The following is a 17,897-nucleotide window of genomic DNA, read 5'->3' as shown; positions in this document are numbered from 1 at the left end:
CGCTTGAAGTCGTCGCTCACAAGCCCGGACTGTTTCCTGAGGGTGCTTCAGACGTCCAGTCGTTTGCAACGACTCATGAAACATGGTCGCCGCAGGTGGACCGCCGGGCGGCCGGGTGTTTCACGAGCGAGGACCTGTGAAACAGTCTTGGCGGTGGTCTGAGCCAGAAGCAGTGGAGATTCGGTCGAAGATCGCTGTCGACGATCTGCCGTCGGTGATCGTGCTTGTCGCCCTGGGCCACCTGGCCGGGGTCAAGATCTAACCCTTGATCAACAGGGTCAGCAGGGCTGTCGCCACACCGAGACCGACCGACCCGAGCGCCCACCGTGTGCCGGTGCGCTGCCAGGGACGTCCAGCGTCCAGTGCGTAGCGTCCCGGCCCGGTGAAGGCGAGCGCCACGGCGACGGCCGCGAAGAGCATCGGCGTCTCGGTCCCCTCGTAGAACCCGGACCCCCACGAGGCGTTGACCGCATTGATCATCACCCCGATGACCATGGCCGTGGCCAGCGGGAACGCCAGACCAGCGGCCAGCAGCAGCCCGCCACTCATTTCAGTCAGCCCCGCGATCACCGCAAAGGGCCTCCCCGGCTGAAACCCCATCGTTTCGAACGCCGCGGCGGTCCCCGCAACCCCGTCGCCCCCGAACCACCCGAACAGCTTCTGCGCCCCATGCGAGGCCAGAACCAGCCCGAAGAACACCCGCAACCCCAGCAATCCGACATGCATGACCATCGCTCCATTCGCTTCGTGCAACTCCAGCTTCGATGCGTGACGGGGCGGCTGGCATCCGCCGATCTTCCGCTTCAGCCCCGCCGATCGGCGGGGTGGTTCCGGCCAGGTGCCGGATCCCTTTCCACCGTCTCCTGTTCGAGTCTTGAGTCCGACTCCAGGACGACCACGCCATGAGGGGCCCTACAGCCCTTCTTCCAAGCCCCGAGGACTCCCCAAGAACCCCTGGGAAGGCCACGGTCAGGAAGGCCACCGCCACGAAGGCCAGGCGCCCGATTCGGGGTCTTGATGTTCTTCCCGTTCAGGAGGAGCGCATCTGCTCCGCCGCCCAGTGAGGAAAGCCTTTTGTCCGCACGCTCGACCGCGCCTCGATCGCGCGTCACCCGCCTCGGAGCAGTCGCTGTCGCGGCCGCTCTCTTGTCCGTCTGCCTCGCAGGCTGCCAGAGCGCAGAGCCGCACTCGCACCCGGCGGCTACCGGAGAGCCAGATCCGGCGTTTACCGGACTGCCGCCCGCGCCGCCCAAGGGAAAGTTGCTGCCGACGACCAAAGAGCAGGCGGCCGGCATGGTTCCCGGCGCTGCGCTGGTGGAACCGCCCGACCTCAACACGGCGACCCCGAAGGAGCTGACGGTCCAGCTGACTGCGGTGCAGAAAGAGGTGATGATCTCGGGCAAGAAGGTCCTCGCGGAGACCTACAACGGAAGTCTCGTCGGGCCGACCCTCCATGTGGTTCCAGGCCAGCGTGTCACCTTGAAACTGGCCAATCACCTTGGCACGTCAACCAACCTGCACTACCACGGGATGCACCTGTCCCCGAAGGGAAGCGCGGACAACATCGACCTGTCCGTTAAGCCGGGGCAGATTCAGACCTACCACCTCGACATTCCCGCCAACCAGGAACCCGGAACGTACTGGTACCACGACCACGAGATGTGCGACGGGAACGGCCGTCCGATGCCGGGGATGACGATGAGCCCCGCACCCGCGAAGAGCCCCGCACCCGCGAACGTTCGCTGCAATGGAACTGAGAGCCAGATCGGGGCGGGGCTGTCGGGAACCATCATCGTCGGGGACAGCCGCGAAACTCTGCCACCGGCCTACCGCGGGATCACCGCTCACACCTTGGCGCTCAAGGACACCCAGATCAGCTCATCCAGCTCGATCGTCTACCCCGACGGGGTCCTCGAGCCCGCAGAGCCGACGGTCCGGCTGGTCAACGGCCAATACCAGCCCACGCTGACCATGAAGGCCGGGGAAACCCAGCTGTGGCGCATCGCCAACGAAGGCTACGCCATCGCCTACGACCTCCAGCTCGACGGCGGCACCTTCACCGTCGTCAACCAGGACGGGATTCCCGCCGCGGCGCCGGCCCGGGCCAAGCACCTTCTGATGCCGCCCGGCAGACGCTTCGACGTCCTGGTGACCGCCGGAGCCACCGGATCGACCTGGCTCAGAACCCTCGCCCACAAGACCGGGCCCGACCCCTTCAACGGTGCCGGCGACGAATACCCCGACACCCCCCTCATGAAGGTCAACGTCCAGAAGGACAGCGGGAATGCGGGGCCGGCCGCCACCGCAGGACGGCCGGGCATGGCCACCTCGCCCCAGATCACCGGTCCGCTTCCCGGATCCCACCCCGATCTGTCCAAAGAACCCATCGCCCGATCCCGAAGCATCGTCCTGAACGACGACCGCGGCAACAACTTCTGGATCAACGGCAAGCTGTTCGACCACACGAAACCGACTTTCGCTGAACCGGCCACTCTCGGAACGGTCGAAGAATGGACGCTCACGAACAAGGCTCAGCAGAATCATCCGTTCCATCTCCACGTCGCGCCGTTCCAGGTCCTCAGCGTGAACGGCGTCGCCCAGCCCCACGCCGACTACATGGACGGCGTGAGCGTCCCCCACGCAGTCAACGGAAAGCCCGGAAAAGTGGTGATCCGGATCCGCTTCACCGACTTCACCGGGAAATGGTTCTTCCACTGCCACATCACCGGACACGAGGACACCGGAATGATGGGCTACCTGAACGTCATCGCCGCCCGATAACCAACCCTCCGGCGCCGGCGGGCGCCGGCGGGCGCCGGAGGCTCAGGATGCGAGGACGCCCCGATCCTGGGCAGGGAGGCGTCAGCATCCTGCGTCGCTGAAGGCACGTCACCGTCAGGCGGCCTGGTCGAGGCCGACGGCGGTCAGATCCTGCTCGCAGCGGGATGAAGTCGACGTCGAGTTTCGGGTCGTATGCGTCGGGCTGGATGCCGAGTTCGTGCGTGGAGTACTCGCCGAACCGGTTGATGTGCTCGGTCAGGTACGGCGAGATGTGGGCCAGGTCCTCCGGGGCGATCTCCCCACCCTTCCTCCAGTAGCTGACGGGCGATCTCCGCGATGTCCAGGGCATTGTGGAAGAGCACCGCGTTCGTGAGCAGGGCGTTGAACTTCATCGCCTTCTCCTGCTCGATGGGGTCGTTGTCGGCGATGACGCCGCGGTTGCCGAAAGCCGATCCACTGGGAGAACCGGTTGAACGACTCCACCTTGTTGGTTGCCGCCGTCACCCGCCGGCGCAGTGGCGCATCCGAGAGGTGGTGCAGCAGCTGCACCGTACGGATCACCCGGCCGACCTCCCGGAAGGCCGTGTAGGTGGCATTCTTCCGCGAACCGGAGCGCAGCCGCTTGAGCAGCGTGGAGGAGGAGATGGCGCCTTCGCGTACGGAGACGGCCACGCGCATCAGGTGGCGGAACTGGGACTCGACACCGCCGAGGCGATAGCGCCGGCTGACTTCGGGAAGGAGGCCAGCGAGTCGTTGCAGGTGGATCGACGACGCCTTCACGGAAACGGAAACGGAAGCCGAGGCGGAAGACGACGGCGGCCCGCCCGCCGCCCAGGGCACATCAGCACCCCCAGCAAAACCAATGTGCCCGCAATGTGCCCTGGCCGCCTGACGGCCCCTCCCGGCACCAAAAAGGGCGAGGCCCGAAGACCCCGCCCGATCCGCAAGAAACCCCAGCTCAGAGCCGATCAGGGCCAAACAAGGCAGTACGGCTGATGCCCCGCCTCATGCAGCCGATGGCTGAAGTCCTGCCACTCGTGCAGCAGTTGGTACACGTTGAACGCGTCCCGCGGTCCGCCCCGGTCCGGGACCGTCGACCAGATGAAGGCCGCCGCGCCCACCGCCTCCTCGCCGATGCCCCGCAGGGGGTCGACGACGGTCATCGGGAGTTTCACGACCGCGTAGTCGGGGTGCAGGACGACCAGTTCCAGGGGCGGCACCTTGTGCAGGGGGACGCCCTCGATGCCCGTCAGGACCATCGCCGCCATGGTCTCCGGCTTGATCTTCGTGAACATGCCGTTCATACCGAGCTCGTCGCCGCCGAGTTCCTCGGGACGCATCGAGATCGGGACGCGGGCCGCGGTCGCGCCGTCGGGCGCGCCGAAGTACTTGTACGTCACCCCCACCCGACCACCATTCCTGCTCCCCGTCCGAAGATCGTCCATCCGGCGTTCAGTACGGCGGTCGAGCCGGTCCGGTTCACTCGGCAGCCCCTGCGTCTGACGTGCTTCCTGCGTGTCCTCCGCTTCGCGCCGGTGCCTTCCCCGCCGGGCACGTCGAGGACCCAGGTCATCAGTCCCCTCGCCCAGTCCGCCACCGCGATGCATATCTCCACCCGACTGCTTTTCTAGGACGCGTCGCCCCCGCCGCGCAACCCGATCATCGTGTCAGTGACCTCCCCCGCGGCCGCTCGCCGAAACGTGCGCTGAAACATCTGTCCGCGGGATCTTCGCAGCCTCCGACCACCCTGGGCCGTTTGAGCTGTGTGTATCACGCCCCAGTCTCGCAGACGACAGAGGTTCGGGGACCGCTCGCAGGGCACTGTCCTACCCTGAACAGGTCACTCACACCCGGATCCCGACGACGTCGGAGAAGGTCGGAGAAGTCGCAGGTCATGAGCGAACTGGCATATCCGTATGAAGCACCGGCCTCGCAGGCTCTGTTCGACCGTGCGGCGGCCGTCACACCAGGTGGCGTGAACTCGCCGGTGCGGGCCTTCCGCGCAGTCGGCGGCACACCGCGGTTCATGGTGTCCGGCAAGGGGCCGTATCTGACCGATGCCGACGGCAGGGAGTACGTCGACCTCGTGTGCTCCTGGGGGCCCATGATCCTCGGGCACTCGCACCCCGAGGTCATCGCCGCCGTGCAGGACGCCGTCGCCCGCGGTACGTCCTTCGGTACGCCCGGTGAGGGCGAGGTCGCACTCGCCGAGGAGATCGTCGCCCGGGTGGAGCCGGTCGAGCAGGTGCGGCTGGTGTCCAGCGGGACCGAGGCGACCATGTCCGCGATCCGGCTCGCGCGCGGGTTCACCCGGCGGAGCAAGGTGATCAAGTTCGCCGGGTGCTACCACGGGCACGTCGACTCGCTGCTCGCCGCGGCGGGCAGTGGCGTCGCCACCTTCGCGCTGCCCGACACCCCCGGCGTCACGGGCGCCCAGGCCGGGGACACCATCGTCCTGCCGTACAACGACCTCGACGCCGTACGCGCCGCCTTCGCGGCCCACCCCGGCGAGATCGCCTGCGTGATCACCGAGGCCTCCCCGGGCAACATGGGCGTCGTACCGCCCGCGGACGGCTTCAACCAGGGCCTCAAGGACCTCTGCGCCGAGAACGGCGCCCTCTACATCTCCGACGAGGTCATGACCGGCTTCCGGACCAGCCGGGCCGGGTGGTTCGGGGTCGACGGGGTCCGCCCCGACCTCATGACGTTCGGCAAGGTCATGGGCGGCGGCTTCCCCGCAGCGGCCTTCGGCGGGCGCGCGGACGTCATGGCGCACCTCGCCCCGGCCGGGCCCGTGTACCAGGCCGGCACGCTGTCCGGGAACCCGGTGGCCACCGCGGCCGGTCTCGCCCAGCTGCGCCTCCTCGACGACGCCGCCTACGACAAGGTCGACGCCGTCTCCGCACAGATCCAGGGGCTCGTCACCGAGGCCCTGACCAAGGAGGGTGTCGCGCACACGCTCCAGAACGCCTCCAACATGTTCTCCGTGTTCTTCACCGACCGGCCCGTGCGGAACTACGAGGACGCCAAGGCGCAGGAGTCCTTCCGCTTCACCGCCTTCTTCCACTCGCTGCTCGCAGGCGGCGTCTACCTGCCGCCGTCGTCCTTCGAGTCCTGGTTCGTCTCCACCGCGCACGACGAGCGGGCCGTGCAGCGGATCGCCGACGCCCTCCCGGCGGCGGCCCGAGCTGCCGCGGAGGCCACGGCATGAGCAACGAGACGCCCCAGGGGACGAACGACGACATCACCGTCGTCCACGTCATGCGGCACGGCGAGGTCGCCAACCCGGACGGCATCCTCTACGGGCGGCTGCCCGGCTACCACCTCTCCGAGCTGGGCCGCCGCATGGCCGACCGGGTCGCCGAGCACCTGTCGGCGCGCGATGTGACGTACGTCGTCGCCTCGCCGCTGGAGCGGGCGCAGGAGACGGCGGAGCCGATCGCCAAGGCGCACGGGCTGGACCTCGCCACCGACGAGCGGCTGATCGAGGCCGAGAACATCTTCCAGGGCAAGACGTTCGGCGTCGGGGACGGGGCGCTGCGCAAGCCCGGGAACTGGAAGCACCTGGTCAACCCGTTCCGGCCGTCCTGGGGCGAGCCGTACGTCGACCAGGTCGTGCGGATGATGAACGCGCTGAGCGCGGCGAAGGACCGGGCCCGGGGGCACGAGGCCGTCGTGGTCAGCCATCAGCTGCCGATCTGGATCGTGCGGTCGTACGTCGAGCGGCGGCGGCTCTGGCACGACCCGCGCAAGCGGCAGTGCACGCTCGCCTCGCTGACGACCTTCACGTACCGCGGCGACCGGATCGTTTCCGTCGGCTACACCGAGCCGGCCCGCGATCTCGTCCCGGCGCATCTCCTCGCCGGTGCCAAGCCGGCGAAGGGGAAGGACAAGGCGTTCGGCGCGTAAGCCCTTTCCGTTCGCTTCTGATCGCTTCGTTACGGAATCTGCAAATATCAGCGGAACCTCCCTGTTCATCACGTCCTCTGACTGGATGACCACCAGAGAACGCGATGAACGGGGATGCAATGCGCCCTTACTCCCGCAGGGGAATGCTCGGAATCGGCGCGGGGGCCGCGGCCGCCGTCTCGCTCGCCGGGTGCGGCGGACTCACCGGGTCGGACGGGTCCAGCCATGCCGGTGGTTCCGGGGAATCCGCACAGGGCGGGTCGAAGCCGAAGCCGACCGCCCGGCCCATCGGCGACGGCTCCACCGCCTACACCGGCAAGCAGCCCCACCAGCCCGCCAGGCCCGAGCCGCTGGAGCCGGGTCAGACCCCGCCGCAGTTCGTGGTGTTCTCCTGGGACGGCGCCGGCGAGGTCGGCAACGGGCTCTTCCCGCGTTTCCTGGACCTCGCCAAGGAGCACGGCGCGAGCATGACCTTCTTCCTGTCCGGGCTGTACCTGCTGCCCGAGTCGAAGAAGCGCCTCTACGACCCGCCGAACAACCCGCGCGGCGCCTCCGACATCGGCTACCTCACCGACGAGCACGTCAAGGAGACGCTGAAGAACGTCCGCCGGGCGTGGCTGGAGGGCCACGAGATCGGCACCCACTTCAACGGGCACTTCTGCGGCGAGGCCTACGGCTCGGTCAAGAACTGGACGCCCCGGCAGTGGCGCAGCGAGATCGACCAGGCGAAGTCCTTCGTGAAGGAATGGCGCACCAACACCGGCTGGAGGGACCTGCCGTCGCTGCCGTTCGACTACGACAAGGAGCTCGTCGGCGGCCGTACGCCCTGTCTGCTCGGCCAGGACAACCTGCTGCCCACCGCCCGCGAGCTGGGCTGGCGCTACGACGCCTCCTCGCCCGGCGGCCGTCAGGTGTGGCCGGTGAAGCGGCAGGGGATCTGGGACCTGCCGTTGCAGCAGATACCTTTCCCCGGTCGTGGCTTCGAGGTCCTCTCCATGGACTACAACATGCTGGCGAACCAGTCCATCAGCACCACGAAGGCCCCGGCGCACAACTACCCGGGCTGGCGGCAGCAGTCGGCCCAGGCGTACATCCAGGGATTTAAGCGGGCATACGAGACTAATCGGGCACCCCTCTTCATCGGCAACCACTTCGAGCAGTGGAACGGCGGCATCTACATGGACGCCGTGGAGGAGGCCTTCAAGCACATCGCGCGCGAGAAGGAGAAGGGCGCGGATGTGCGTCTCGTCTCCTTCCGGCAGTTCGTCGACTGGCTGGACGTGCAGAAGCCCGAGGTGCTCGAAAAGCTCCGCACGCTCGACGTCGGGCAGCAACCGGCCGGTGGCTGGAAGGGGTTCGTCGAGAAGGCCCCGCAGGGTGCCGCCACACCCTCCCGGAACGCTGCCTGAAATGCGGTTTTCCGCCCGCAAGGGGGGTGGGCGAGAGCCCCGGAACGGACATGCGAAACTTTTCACATGAGTGCCGCCAGCCGCGCCCCCCTGCGCTCGAACCGCTCGCCCCGCACGACCCTCTCGACCCGGGTCCGTCGCCGCGCCGCCCTGACCGCCGGTGCCGCCGTGGCCGCGCTGCTCGTCTCCGCGTGCGGCTCGGGCGGCACCTCCGGCGGGGGCGGCAACACCAACTTCGTCACCGGCACCGACGGCATCGCCACGGTCGCCAAGGGCGAGCGCACCCCGGCCCCCGACCTGTCCGGCAAGACCATCGCCGGCAAGACCCTCGACGTCGCCGACTACAAGGGCAAGGTCGTCGTCCTCAACGTGTGGGGGTCCTGGTGCAACCCCTGCCGCGCCGAGGCCAAGTACTTCGCGAAGGTCTCCAAGGAGTACGCCGGCAAGGGCGTGCAGTTCGTCGGCATCAACACGCGCGACACCTCCACCGGCGCCGCGCTCGCCTTCGAGAAGGACTGGGACATCACCTACCCCAGCCTCTACGACCCGACCGGCAAGCTGCTGCTGCGCTTCGACAAGGGCACCCTCAACCCGCAGGCCATCCCCTCCACCCTGATCCTCGACCGGGACGGGAAGATCGCGGCCCGCTCGCTGTCCGCGCTCAGTGAGGAACGGCTGCTGAAGATGCTCAAGCCGGTCGTCGCCGAGAAGTGAGCGGAGTAGTGACGTGAGCGCGCTCACCCTCGCCGCGGTAGCGGACCCCAACGGCACGGTGCTCAACGGCGCCCTGCTGGTGGCCCTGCCCATCGCACTGCTCGGTGGACTCGTCTCCTTCTTCTCGCCCTGCGTGCTGCCGCTCGTGCCCGGCTACCTGTCCTACGTCACCGGCGTCAGCGGCACCGACCTGGCCGAGGCCCGGCGCGGCCGGATGGTCGCCGGGGCCTCGCTGTTCGTGCTCGGCTTCACGGCCGTCTTCGTCTCCGGCGGGGCCTTCTTCGGGTACTTCGGCCAGACGCTCCAGGAACAGCGGGGCGTGCTGTCCAAGGTGCTGGGCGTCTTCATGATCCTCATGGGCGTCTTCTTCATGGGCATGATGCCCTGGCTCACCCAGCGCGAGTTCCGCTTCCACAAGAAGCCCGCGGCCGGTCTCGTCGGCGCCCCCGTGCTCGGCGCGCTGTTCGGCATCGGCTGGACGCCCTGCATCGGCCCGACGCTGGCCGCCGTCCAGACCCTCGCCCTGAACCAGGGCAGCGCGGGTCGCGGGGCGGTACTGACCATCGCGTACTGTCTGGGCCTGGGCGTGCCGTTCGTGCTCGCCGCGGTCGCCTTCCGCAAGGCCCTCGGCGCCTTCGGGTGGATCAAGCGCCACTACGTCTGGGTCATGCGGATCGGCGGCACCATGATGATCGTGACCGGTCTGCTGCTGCTGACCGGCGCCTGGGACCGCATCGTGCAGGAGATGCAGGTCTGGTCCGACGGCTTCACTGTGGGGATCTGATCGATGAGCAAGACCACCGCCTCCGACCCGGCCCCGACCGCCGCCGAGGACCAGGAGCTGGGCGACGCCGGCTCCCAGCTGTCCACCGCCCCCACGGAGGACGCGCCCAACCTGCCCTCCCTGGGCGTCATCGGCTGGGCCCGCTGGTTCTGGCGCCAGCTGACCTCCATGCGGGTCGCGCTGCTGCTGCTCCTGCTGCTCTCCCTCGGCGCGATCCCCGGCTCGCTCATCCCGCAGTCCGGCCAGGACGAGACGAAGGTCGCCGACTTCCGCAAGGGCAACCCCACCCTCGGGGACGTCTACGACAAGCTCGGCCTGTTCCACGTCTACAGCTCGGTGTGGTTCTCCGCGATCTACATCCTGCTGTTCATCTCCCTCATCGGCTGCATCGTCCCGCGCACCTGGCAGTTCGTGGGCCAGCTGCGCGGCCGGCCGCCCGGCGCGCCCCGGCGCCTGACCCGGCTGCCCGCCCACACCAGCTGGCGCACCACGGCCGAACCCGACCAGGTGCACAGCGCCGCCCTGGCCCTGCTGCAGAAGCGCCGCTTCCGCGCCCACCTCGCCGGTGACGCCGTCGCCGCCGAGAAGGGCTACCTGCGGGAACTGGGCAACCTCGTCTTCCACATCGCCCTCATCGTGATGCTGGTCGCCTTCGCCTGGGGCCAGCTGTACAAGTCCGAGGGCAACAAGCTGGTCGTCGAGGGCGACGGCTTCTCCAACACCCTCACCCAGTACGACGACTTCAAGTCCGGCAGCCTCTTCACCTCCGACGACCTGGTGCCCTTCAGCTTCAACCTGAAGAAGTTCACCGGCACCTACGAGCGCAACGGCCCCAACAAGGGCACCCCGCGCGTCTACCAGGCCGACCTCACCTACAGCGACGGCCCCTACGGCAAGGACGAGAAGACCACCGTCAGGGTCAACCACCCGCTGGAGATCGGCGACGCCAAGGTCTACCTCGTCAGCCACGGCTACGCCCCGGTCATCACCGTCCGCGACGGCAAGGGCAACATCGTCTACGACGACGCCGTGCCGCTGCTGCCGCTCGACGCCAACGTCACCTCCTCCGGCGTCGTCAAGGTCCTCGACGGCTACCGCAACCCCGAGGGCAAGAAGGAACAGCTCGGCTTCAACGCGTTCTTCGTGCCGACCTTCGGCGGCGCCGCCAGCGGCACGATGCTGTCGCAGTTCCCCGCGCTGGACTATCCGGTGCTCGCGCTGTCCGCCTACCACGGCGACCTGGGGGCCGACTCCGGCATCCCGCAGAGCGTGTACCAGATGGACAAGACCAACATGAAGGAGTTCAAGGACTCCAAGGGCAAGCTGTTCAAGAAGCTGCTGCGGCCCGGCGAGACCATGAAGCTCCCGAACGGCGCAGGTTCGGTCACCTTCGGCAAGGACATCAAGGAGTGGGCCGGCTTCCAGGTCGTCCAGGAACCCGGCGGCGGCTGGGCCCTCGCCGGGGCCCTCGCGGCCATCGGCGGCCTCGCCGCCTCCCTGTTCATCCAGCGCCGCCGCGTCTGGGTGCGCGCGGTCAAGGGCGCCGACGGCGTCACGGTCGTGGAGATGGCCGGCCTCGGCCGCAGCGAGTCCGCCAAGGTCCCCGAGGAGCTCGGCGAACTCGCCGGGATCCTCTACGACGAGACACCGCCCGCGCCCGGCCCCGACGACCCCGCAGATTCCCCCGACACCGACCAGGAGCCGGGTACCGAAACCCCCGTACCTGCCGAAGGGGCTGAGAAGTGACTCTCGCCGCCGCCACCAACGAAAACCTCGCGAACATCAGCAATGTGCTGATCTACTCCGCGATGGCCGTCTACACCCTGGCGTTCTTCGCGTACATCGCCGAATGGCTCTTCGGCAGCCGCAGCAAGGTCGCCAAGACCGCCGCCGCGCTCACCGCCAAGCCGGCCGAGGCGAAGAAGGCGCCCGCCGTCACCGTGAACCAGGCGGGCGGCACCGCCGTCCTGGAGCGGCCCAAGGTCACCGTGCGGGCCGGGGCCGGTCAGCGGGACGTGCCGGACGGGCCCGGGGCGCACGGCGGTGACGAACAGGGCGACCTGTACGGCCGGATCGCCATCTCCCTCACCGTGCTCGCCTTCCTCGTCGAGCTGGGCGGGGTCATCGCCCGCGCGGCCTCGGTGGAGCGGGCCCCGTGGGGCAACATGTACGAGTTCAACATCACGTTCTCCACGGTCGCCGTCGGCGTGTACCTCGGGCTGCTGGCGCTGAAGAAGAACGTGCGCTGGCTCGGCCTGTTCCTGATCACCTCGGTCCTGCTGGACCTCGGCCTCGCGGTCACGGTCCTCTACACCGCCAGCGACCAGCTGGTCCCGGCCCTGCACTCGTACTGGCTGTACATCCACGTCTCCACGGCGATCTTCTGCGGCGCGGTCTTCTACGTCGGCGCGGTCGGCACGATCCTGTACCTCTTCAAGGACTCCTACGAGAACAAGCTCGCGAGCGGCGGTACGCCCGGCACCTTCGCGACGTCCGTCCTGGAGCGGCTGCCCTCCTCCGCCTCCCTCGACAAGTTCTCCTACCGCGTCAACGCCGCCGTCTTCCCGCTGTGGACGTTCACGATCATCGCGGGCGCCATCTGGGCCGGTGACGCCTGGGGCCGCTACTGGGGCTGGGACCCGAAGGAGACCTGGTCCTTCATCACCTGGGTCGCCTACGCCTGTTACCTGCACGCGCGCGCGACCGCGGGCTGGAAGGGCCGCAAGGCCGCCTACCTGGCCCTGATCGCCTTCGGCTGCTGGCTGTTCAACTACTACGGCGTGAACATCTTCGTCTCCGGCAAGCACTCGTACGCGGGCGTGTAGCTCCCGTACCGGCGAAGGCCGGTTCCCGCGACCCTCAGTCGCGGGAACCGGCCTTCGCCGTCGCTCAGGGTCTGCCGGCCGCGCCCGTCACGATGTCCCGCAGCCGCTCGGCGTACAGCCGCATGTTCTTGTACGCGATGTCCGTGTCCGGGTAACGGGCGGCGAACCACAGGCCCTCGTGGAGGCGGGTGATCCAGGCGCAGACCTGGTCACCGTAGGACACCCTGAGCAGCCCGTACGCCTTCTGGTCCGTCCAGTGGTCGGAGCCGGGGATACCGCGGGTGTCGACGAACGAGACGATCGAGTACAGGTCGGGGGAGGTCGGTCGGAAGTCGCTGCCGAGGAGGTGGAGGACGCGGGCCAGGGGGATGCGGGCCAGCCGGCGGTTGGCCTGGAGGGCGGCGCGTACGGTGCGCAGGGCGCTCGGGAAGTCGACGGCCTCGGACATGGGGATCTCGATCGGGGCGCCGCCCACGTACCAGCCGACCGACTGCGACCACTGGGACTTCACCCGGGTGTGGAACGGCACGACCGTGCGGTAGACGGGCTCGCCGCCGATCTCGTGGACGATCAGGGCTGTGGCCGCGAGGACACCGACCAGGCTGCCGCCGTACGGGCGGCAGTACGACTCGAAGGCGGCGGCCGCGTCCGCGTCCACCATCATCTCGCGCATGAACTTCTGCGTGGGCAGTTCGCCCCCGGGTTCCAGGCCGAGGTCGACGGGGAAGCTCGGCAGCCGTCCGCCGCAGCGGTGGATGAACTCCCGCCAGCGGGCGACGATGTCGTGGTCCGCGTCGATGCGGTCGGCGTCCGCCCGCTCGGCCTCGCAGAAGTCGACGTAACTGCTCGCCGGCTCCGGTCCCTCGGCCTTGCCCGCGATCCCGGCCTCGTACAGCTCGTGGATCTCGGCGGGGATGCGGTGGATGGAGTAGGCGTCGACGTTGCTGTGGTCGAAGGCCATGTACACGCTGGTGCGGTCGTCCCGGACGACCGCCGTGTAGATGAGGTTGGGCCAGCGCAGGGCGTCGGCCGTGGTGTCGAAGCGGTCCTGGAGGTGCTGGGCCAGGGCCGCCGCGTCGGTGAAGTCGCCGACGTCCTCGCGGTGCAGGGACACCGAGGAGGGGTCGAGCGTGAAGCGGCGGATCGAGTCGCCGGGACCGCCCGCCCAGCGGAAGCCGCTGCGCAGGGTTTCATGGCGCAGCGTCCAGCCGCGCAGCGCCTCGCCCAGCGCGTCCAGGTCGGCCCGTCCCGGGATGTCGAACGCCGCGCCCAGCCAGGTCGGCACGAAGAGTCCGTCCTCCCGCACGGACCGGGCCGTCCGGATGTGCGACTCCTGGATGTACGCCGGTGGCCTGGAGTCTTCCGGCAGAGCCTTCGCCGTCGCGACGGTCGCCGGACTGAGTGTCCATTCGACGAGTCGCCCAGGTCGGACCTCGCAGCGCTGGATATCAGTCATTCGCACAGGGGGTCTCCGTTCGCAGGTGGGATAGACCCGATCAAAGGAAGGCCGAACCCGCTACCGGCGACACCGGGTGTCGCCGGTTTTTCAATGGATCGGATGGCATCTCGAACAGAGTTACGAGTCCTGGCCGGTGCGTTCGGTTGACGCCGTCCCGGCTGCGGCGACCCGGTCGAGGTAGGCGTGGAGGGCGCCCGCGCCCTCGACCATGCCCCTGGTGCGAGCCGTCAGGGCCGCTCCGCGCGCCGCGATCGCCGCCCGCAGGGCGTCGCTGCTGCCCTCCCGGCGCAGCCCCTGAAGCACCGGCCGGATCTGGTCGAAGAGATAGTGACTGCGGCGCAGCGTGTGCACGAGCCGGGCGTCGCGCACGTCGGCGGGTTCGTAGACGCGGTACCCCGTGCCGCGTTCGCGCCCCGGCGTGAGCAGCCCGGCCCCTTCCCACACCCGCAGCGCGGACGTCCGTACGCCCAGCAGCGCGGCCACCTCGCCGATGCGCAGCCCGCCGGAACGCGGCAGCGGGGCGGGGGGCTCGGCCGCCAGCAGCTCCAGGGCCTCGCTCGCGGCCCGCAGGGAGACCCGCTCCTCGTGCAGGGCGGCGTGCGCGGCGTCGACCAGGGCGAGCGCGCCCGGGACGTCCCCGTCGTGCAGGGCGCGCATGATCCGTGTCGCCGTCAGCGGCCCGTACCCCCGCATCAGGACCCGGTACGCCAGCAGCGCGCTGCGGTGCGTGTCGGTGAAGACGCGGTAGCCGGACTCCGTGCGCGCGGCCGGCGGCAGCACTCCGGCGTCCTCGTAGTTGCGGATCTGCTGTGTCGAGACCCCGGCCAGTCGGGCGAGATCGACGGGGCGGAGACGGCGTTCGTTGGTCATCGATTTGAAGGTTACGGCAGAGGAGCCAGCCGCTATGCCCGAAAAGTCTCAACATCACACTTGAATGGAAGACTTGAAGGAATGGACAACAGCATCCGGGTCACCGGCGCCCGCCTCCACAACCTCAGGAACGTCTCCCTCTCCCTCCCGAAGAACAAGCTGGTCGTCCTGACCGGCCTGTCCGGCTCCGGCAAGTCCACGCTCGCGTTCGACACCCTCCACAAGGAGGGCCAGCGGCAGTACCTGGAGTCGCTGGGCATGGTCACCGGCTTCGCCGGCAAACCCGCCGTCGACTCGATCAGCGGCCTGTCCCCGTCCATCAGCGTCGACCAGCACCTCACCAACCGCAGCCCCCGTTCCACGGTCGGCACGGTCACGGAGGTGTTCACCTACCTGCGGCTGCTGTGGTCGCGGATCGGGACCCGCCCCTGCCCCGGCTGCGGCAAGAGCATCCCGCCGTCGTACGCGAACGCCGCCGAGGCCACCGCGGCCGACGAGGACGCCGAGGGCGAGCAGACCCCCTGCCCGCACTGCGGCACCCTCGTGCCCGAGCTGGTGATGGGGTCCTTCTCCTTCAACAAGCCCGCGGGCGCGTGCCCGTCCTGCACCGGCCTCGGCGAGGTGATCCAGCCCGACGTACGGCGCCTGGTCGACGACTCCCGCTCGCTGGCCGAGGGTGCGGTACGGGGCTGGAACCCGAAGCTCACCGAATGGAACCTCACCGCGCTGCGGGCCGCCGCCCGCCACTACGGCTTCACCTTCGACGCGGACTGCCCGTTCGGCGAACTGGGGGACCACCAGCGCGACTTGCTGGTGTACGGCGTCGAAAGCCCCGAGTTCCGGCGGCACTTCCCGGCGGTCGACCCGCCGGCGTCCGTGGCCGCGGGCCGCTTCGAAGGGGTCGCGACGGCGCTGCTGCGGCGCTACACCGAGCGCGCCGACGACCCCGAGTACCGCGAACGGGCCGAGAAGCAGGGCCTGGTGAAGCAGCCCTGCGGCCTGTGCGAGGGCACCCGGCTGCGGCCGGAGAGCCGGGCGGTGACCGTGCACGGACTGACGATCGTCGAGGCGGCACGACTGCCCCTGACCGAGCTCGACGGCTGGCTGGCCCGCCTGAAGGAGCGGTCGGCCGAGGACGAGTGGCTGCTCGTGGAGCCGGTCGTCGCCGACCTGGAGGAGCGGGTACGGCGCCTGGTGGACGTCGGAGTCGGGTACCTCAGCCTGGAGCAGTCCACGCCGAGCCTGTCCGCCGGGGAGACCCAGCGGCTGCGGCTGGCCGCCCTGCTCGGCTCCGGACTCACCGGCGTGCTGTACGTCCTCGACGAGCCGACCATCGGCCTGCACCCCTCGGACACCGCCCGCCTGATCGGCGTCCTGCGCCGCCTGCGCGACCTGGGCAACACCGTGCTGGTCGTCGAGCACGACCTGGACGTGCTGCGGGCGGCGGACCACGTGGTGGACGTCGGCCCGGGGGCGGGCCGGGACGGCGGCCGGATCGTGGCGGCCGGGACGCCGCAGGAGGTGGCCCGCGCCGAGGGTTCGGTGACCGGCGCGTATCTGTCGGGCCGGCTGCCCGCGCCGCAGTCCCGTGGCCGTGGCGACAGCGCCTCGGCCGTCGTGATCCGCGGGGCCCGGGCCCACAACCTCAAGGACGTGACCGTACGGTTCCCGCTGAACCGCCTGGTCACGGTCACCGGCCCGTCCGGCTCGGGCAAGTCGACGCTGCTGCTGGACATCCTGGGCCGGGCCGCGCGCTGTCACTTCCACGGGGCGGGGGAACTCCCGGCCGAACACGACGGCATCGACGGCTGGGAGCACCTGTCCAAGGCGGTCCTCATCGACCAGGAGCCGATCAGTCGCGTCCCGCGCTCCAACGCGGCGACGTACTCGGACGTCTTCACACCGATCCGGGAGGTCTTCGCCGCGAGCAGCGAGGGACGCCTGACGGCGGGCCGGTTCTCCTTCAACGTGCCGGGCGGACGCTGCGAGCGGTGCGAGGGCGCGGGCGTGCTCACGGTGCGGATGCACTTCCTCCCGGCCGTGCAGGTGCGCTGCCCGGGGTGCCGGGGCCGCCGCTTCCGGCCCGAGGTGCTGGCGGTGCGGTACCAGGGGTACGACATCGCGGAGGTGCTGGAGGCGACGGTGGACGAGGCGCTCGGGGTCTTCGGGGACGTGCCCGCCGTGGCCGGCCGGTTGCGGCGCATGGCGGACGTCGGCCTCGGCTACCTGCCGCTGGGGCAGCCCGCACCCACGTTGTCCGGGGGTGAGGCACAGCGGCTGAAGCTGGCGAAGGAGCTGGGCCGCCGGGCGGCCGACCGCACGCTCTACGTCCTCGACGAGCCCACGACCGGGCTGCACGCGGCGGACTCGGCGCGGCTGCTGGACGTGCTCCAGCGGCTGGTGGACGCGGGGCACTCCGTCATCACCATCGAGCACAACGTCGATGTCATGCGGGCCTCGGACTGGCTGATCGACCTCGGGCCGGTGGGGGGCGCCGGCGGCGGCCGGGTGGTGGGAGAGGGCACCCCGCAGGAGGTGGCGGCCGCGCGGGCGTCTCGGACAGGTGGGTTTCTGGCCGGGTGACCTGCGCCGGGCTCTCGGGGTCGCCCGCTTCATCGGCGGCGTCCTGCCTCGTCAGCCCTGCCTCTCCAGCACCGCGTAGTCGGCGAAGCTGCGGCGGTAGCGCAGGTGCCGGGTCTCCTGTGTGTGCCTGCGCTGCCACTCCTCCACCTCGGCCGGGGTCGGGCGCGGTCCCGAACTCGCCCCGCAGTCCTCCTCCTCTCCCGAGACGCAGCGGGCCTCGTACTCCGGGACGGCCGACGCGTCCTGCACGATCGAGTACGGGACGTACCGGAAGACGCGGCGCCCCGCCGGTTCCCCACCGTGTTCCTTCCCCTGGTGCTGGCGCAGCAGCACGTTCGCGTCCGTCACGGCACTCCCGTCGAACGCGGCCCGCGCCTTGTCCCGGCGGACGGCCAGCTCCTCGCACACCGCGCACCCGGGCACGGGGACGGGGGGCCGGCTCGGGTCGGCCGACAGCCCTTTCCTGGAACGCTCGTTGGCCGCGCGTACGCCCGCACTGAGCCGTTCCTCCAGCGTCGCCACCCGGTTCCGCTCCGGGTCCGCCTGCGGTTCCATTTCGCGTA

Annotated in this window: 14 protein-coding genes; 9 read left to right on the top strand and 5 right to left on the bottom strand. The window is 69.6% G+C overall.

The genetic code is table 11. The features are described 5' to 3' along the window. Nucleotides 1-258 precede the first annotated feature (258 nt). On the bottom strand, nt 259-726 hold the full coding sequence (locus GTY47_RS28325) for a DoxX family protein (protein WP_199784622.1): 468 nt from the start codon (nt 724-726) through the stop codon (nt 259-261). Between the two features lie 534 nt (nt 727-1,260). Between GTY47_RS28325 and GTY47_RS28320 the strand changes: the two genes are divergently transcribed. After that, complete coding sequence (locus GTY47_RS28320) at nt 1,261-2,781, top strand: multicopper oxidase family protein (protein ID WP_231911137.1); 1,521 nt, start codon at nt 1,261-1,263, stop codon at nt 2,779-2,781. Between the two features lie 968 nt (nt 2,782-3,749). Here GTY47_RS28320 and GTY47_RS28305 read toward each other — a convergent pair. Continuing rightward, nucleotides 3,750-4,187 (bottom strand): hypothetical protein, encoded by a 438-nt coding sequence (locus tag GTY47_RS28305; protein WP_003974483.1) that lies wholly within the window; start codon nt 4,185-4,187, stop codon nt 3,750-3,752. A 488-nt stretch (nt 4,188-4,675) separates the two neighbouring features. Between GTY47_RS28305 and hemL the strand changes: the two genes are divergently transcribed. The 7 genes from hemL to ccsB all read left to right on the top strand — a co-directional run bounded on the left by hemL (nt 4,676) and on the right by ccsB (nt 12,422). Next, nucleotides 4,676-5,992 (top strand): glutamate-1-semialdehyde 2,1-aminomutase, encoded by a 1,317-nt coding sequence (gene hemL / locus GTY47_RS28300; RefSeq protein ID WP_010043432.1) that lies wholly within the window; start codon nt 4,676-4,678, stop codon nt 5,990-5,992. Continuing rightward, nucleotides 5,989-6,690, top strand: a complete 702-nt coding sequence (locus GTY47_RS28295) for a histidine phosphatase family protein (protein WP_010043429.1) — start codon at nt 5,989-5,991, stop codon at nt 6,688-6,690. Before hemL ends, GTY47_RS28295 begins: the two co-directional genes overlap by 4 nt. Before the next feature lie 143 nt (nt 6,691-6,833). Continuing rightward, the gene (locus GTY47_RS28290; protein WP_010043427.1) at nt 6,834-8,099 is read left to right on the top strand and encodes a hypothetical protein; all 1,266 of its coding nucleotides are present in this window, start codon (nt 6,834-6,836) and stop codon (nt 8,097-8,099) included. A gap of 66 nt (nt 8,100-8,165) precedes the next feature. Further along, complete coding sequence (locus GTY47_RS28285; protein ID WP_010043425.1) at nt 8,166-8,813, top strand: TlpA disulfide reductase family protein; 648 nt, start codon at nt 8,166-8,168, stop codon at nt 8,811-8,813. Between the two features lie 13 nt (nt 8,814-8,826). Then, nucleotides 8,827-9,597, top strand: coding sequence for a cytochrome c biogenesis protein CcdA (locus GTY47_RS28280; protein WP_010043423.1), 771 nt, complete (start codon nt 8,827-8,829; stop codon nt 9,595-9,597). 3 nt (nt 9,598-9,600) lie between these two features. Then, nucleotides 9,601-11,343, top strand: a complete 1,743-nt coding sequence (locus GTY47_RS28275) for a cytochrome c biogenesis protein ResB (protein WP_010043421.1) — start codon at nt 9,601-9,603, stop codon at nt 11,341-11,343. Beyond that, the gene (ccsB, locus tag GTY47_RS28270) at nt 11,340-12,422 is read left to right on the top strand and encodes a c-type cytochrome biogenesis protein CcsB (protein ID WP_010043418.1); all 1,083 of its coding nucleotides are present in this window, start codon (nt 11,340-11,342) and stop codon (nt 12,420-12,422) included. The genes GTY47_RS28275 and ccsB overlap by 4 nt, the downstream gene beginning before the upstream one ends. 64 nt (nt 12,423-12,486) lie before the next feature. Here ccsB and GTY47_RS28265 read toward each other — a convergent pair whose 3' ends face one another. Next, nucleotides 12,487-13,884, bottom strand: a complete 1,398-nt coding sequence (locus tag GTY47_RS28265; RefSeq protein ID WP_029181419.1) for a condensation domain-containing protein — start codon at nt 13,882-13,884, stop codon at nt 12,487-12,489. A gap of 114 nt (nt 13,885-13,998) precedes the next feature. Beyond that, on the bottom strand, nt 13,999-14,751 hold the full coding sequence (locus GTY47_RS28260) for a MerR family transcriptional regulator (RefSeq protein ID WP_010043412.1): 753 nt from the start codon (nt 14,749-14,751) through the stop codon (nt 13,999-14,001). Nucleotides 14,752-14,832: 81 nt separating this feature from the next. Between GTY47_RS28260 and uvrA the strand changes: the two genes are divergently transcribed. Then, a complete protein-coding gene (gene uvrA, locus GTY47_RS28255) occupies nt 14,833-17,334 on the top strand; it encodes an excinuclease ABC subunit UvrA (protein ID WP_010043410.1) in 2,502 nt (833 codons plus the stop codon). Between the two features lie 51 nt (nt 17,335-17,385). Here the strand turns inward: uvrA and GTY47_RS28250 are convergent, their stop codons facing one another. After that, entirely contained in the window at nt 17,386-17,889 is a 504-nt protein-coding gene (locus GTY47_RS28250) for a hypothetical protein (protein ID WP_010043408.1), read from the bottom strand. Nucleotides 17,890-17,897 lie beyond the last annotated feature (8 nt).

It is taken from the genome of Streptomyces sp. SID5464 (genome assembly GCF_009862985.1).
Classification (GTDB): Bacteria; Actinomycetota; Actinomycetes; order Streptomycetales; family Streptomycetaceae; genus Streptomyces; species Streptomyces chartreusis_D.
Note: the sequence above shows the minus strand (reverse complement) of the source record. Positions and strands in the feature narration are given on the sequence as shown.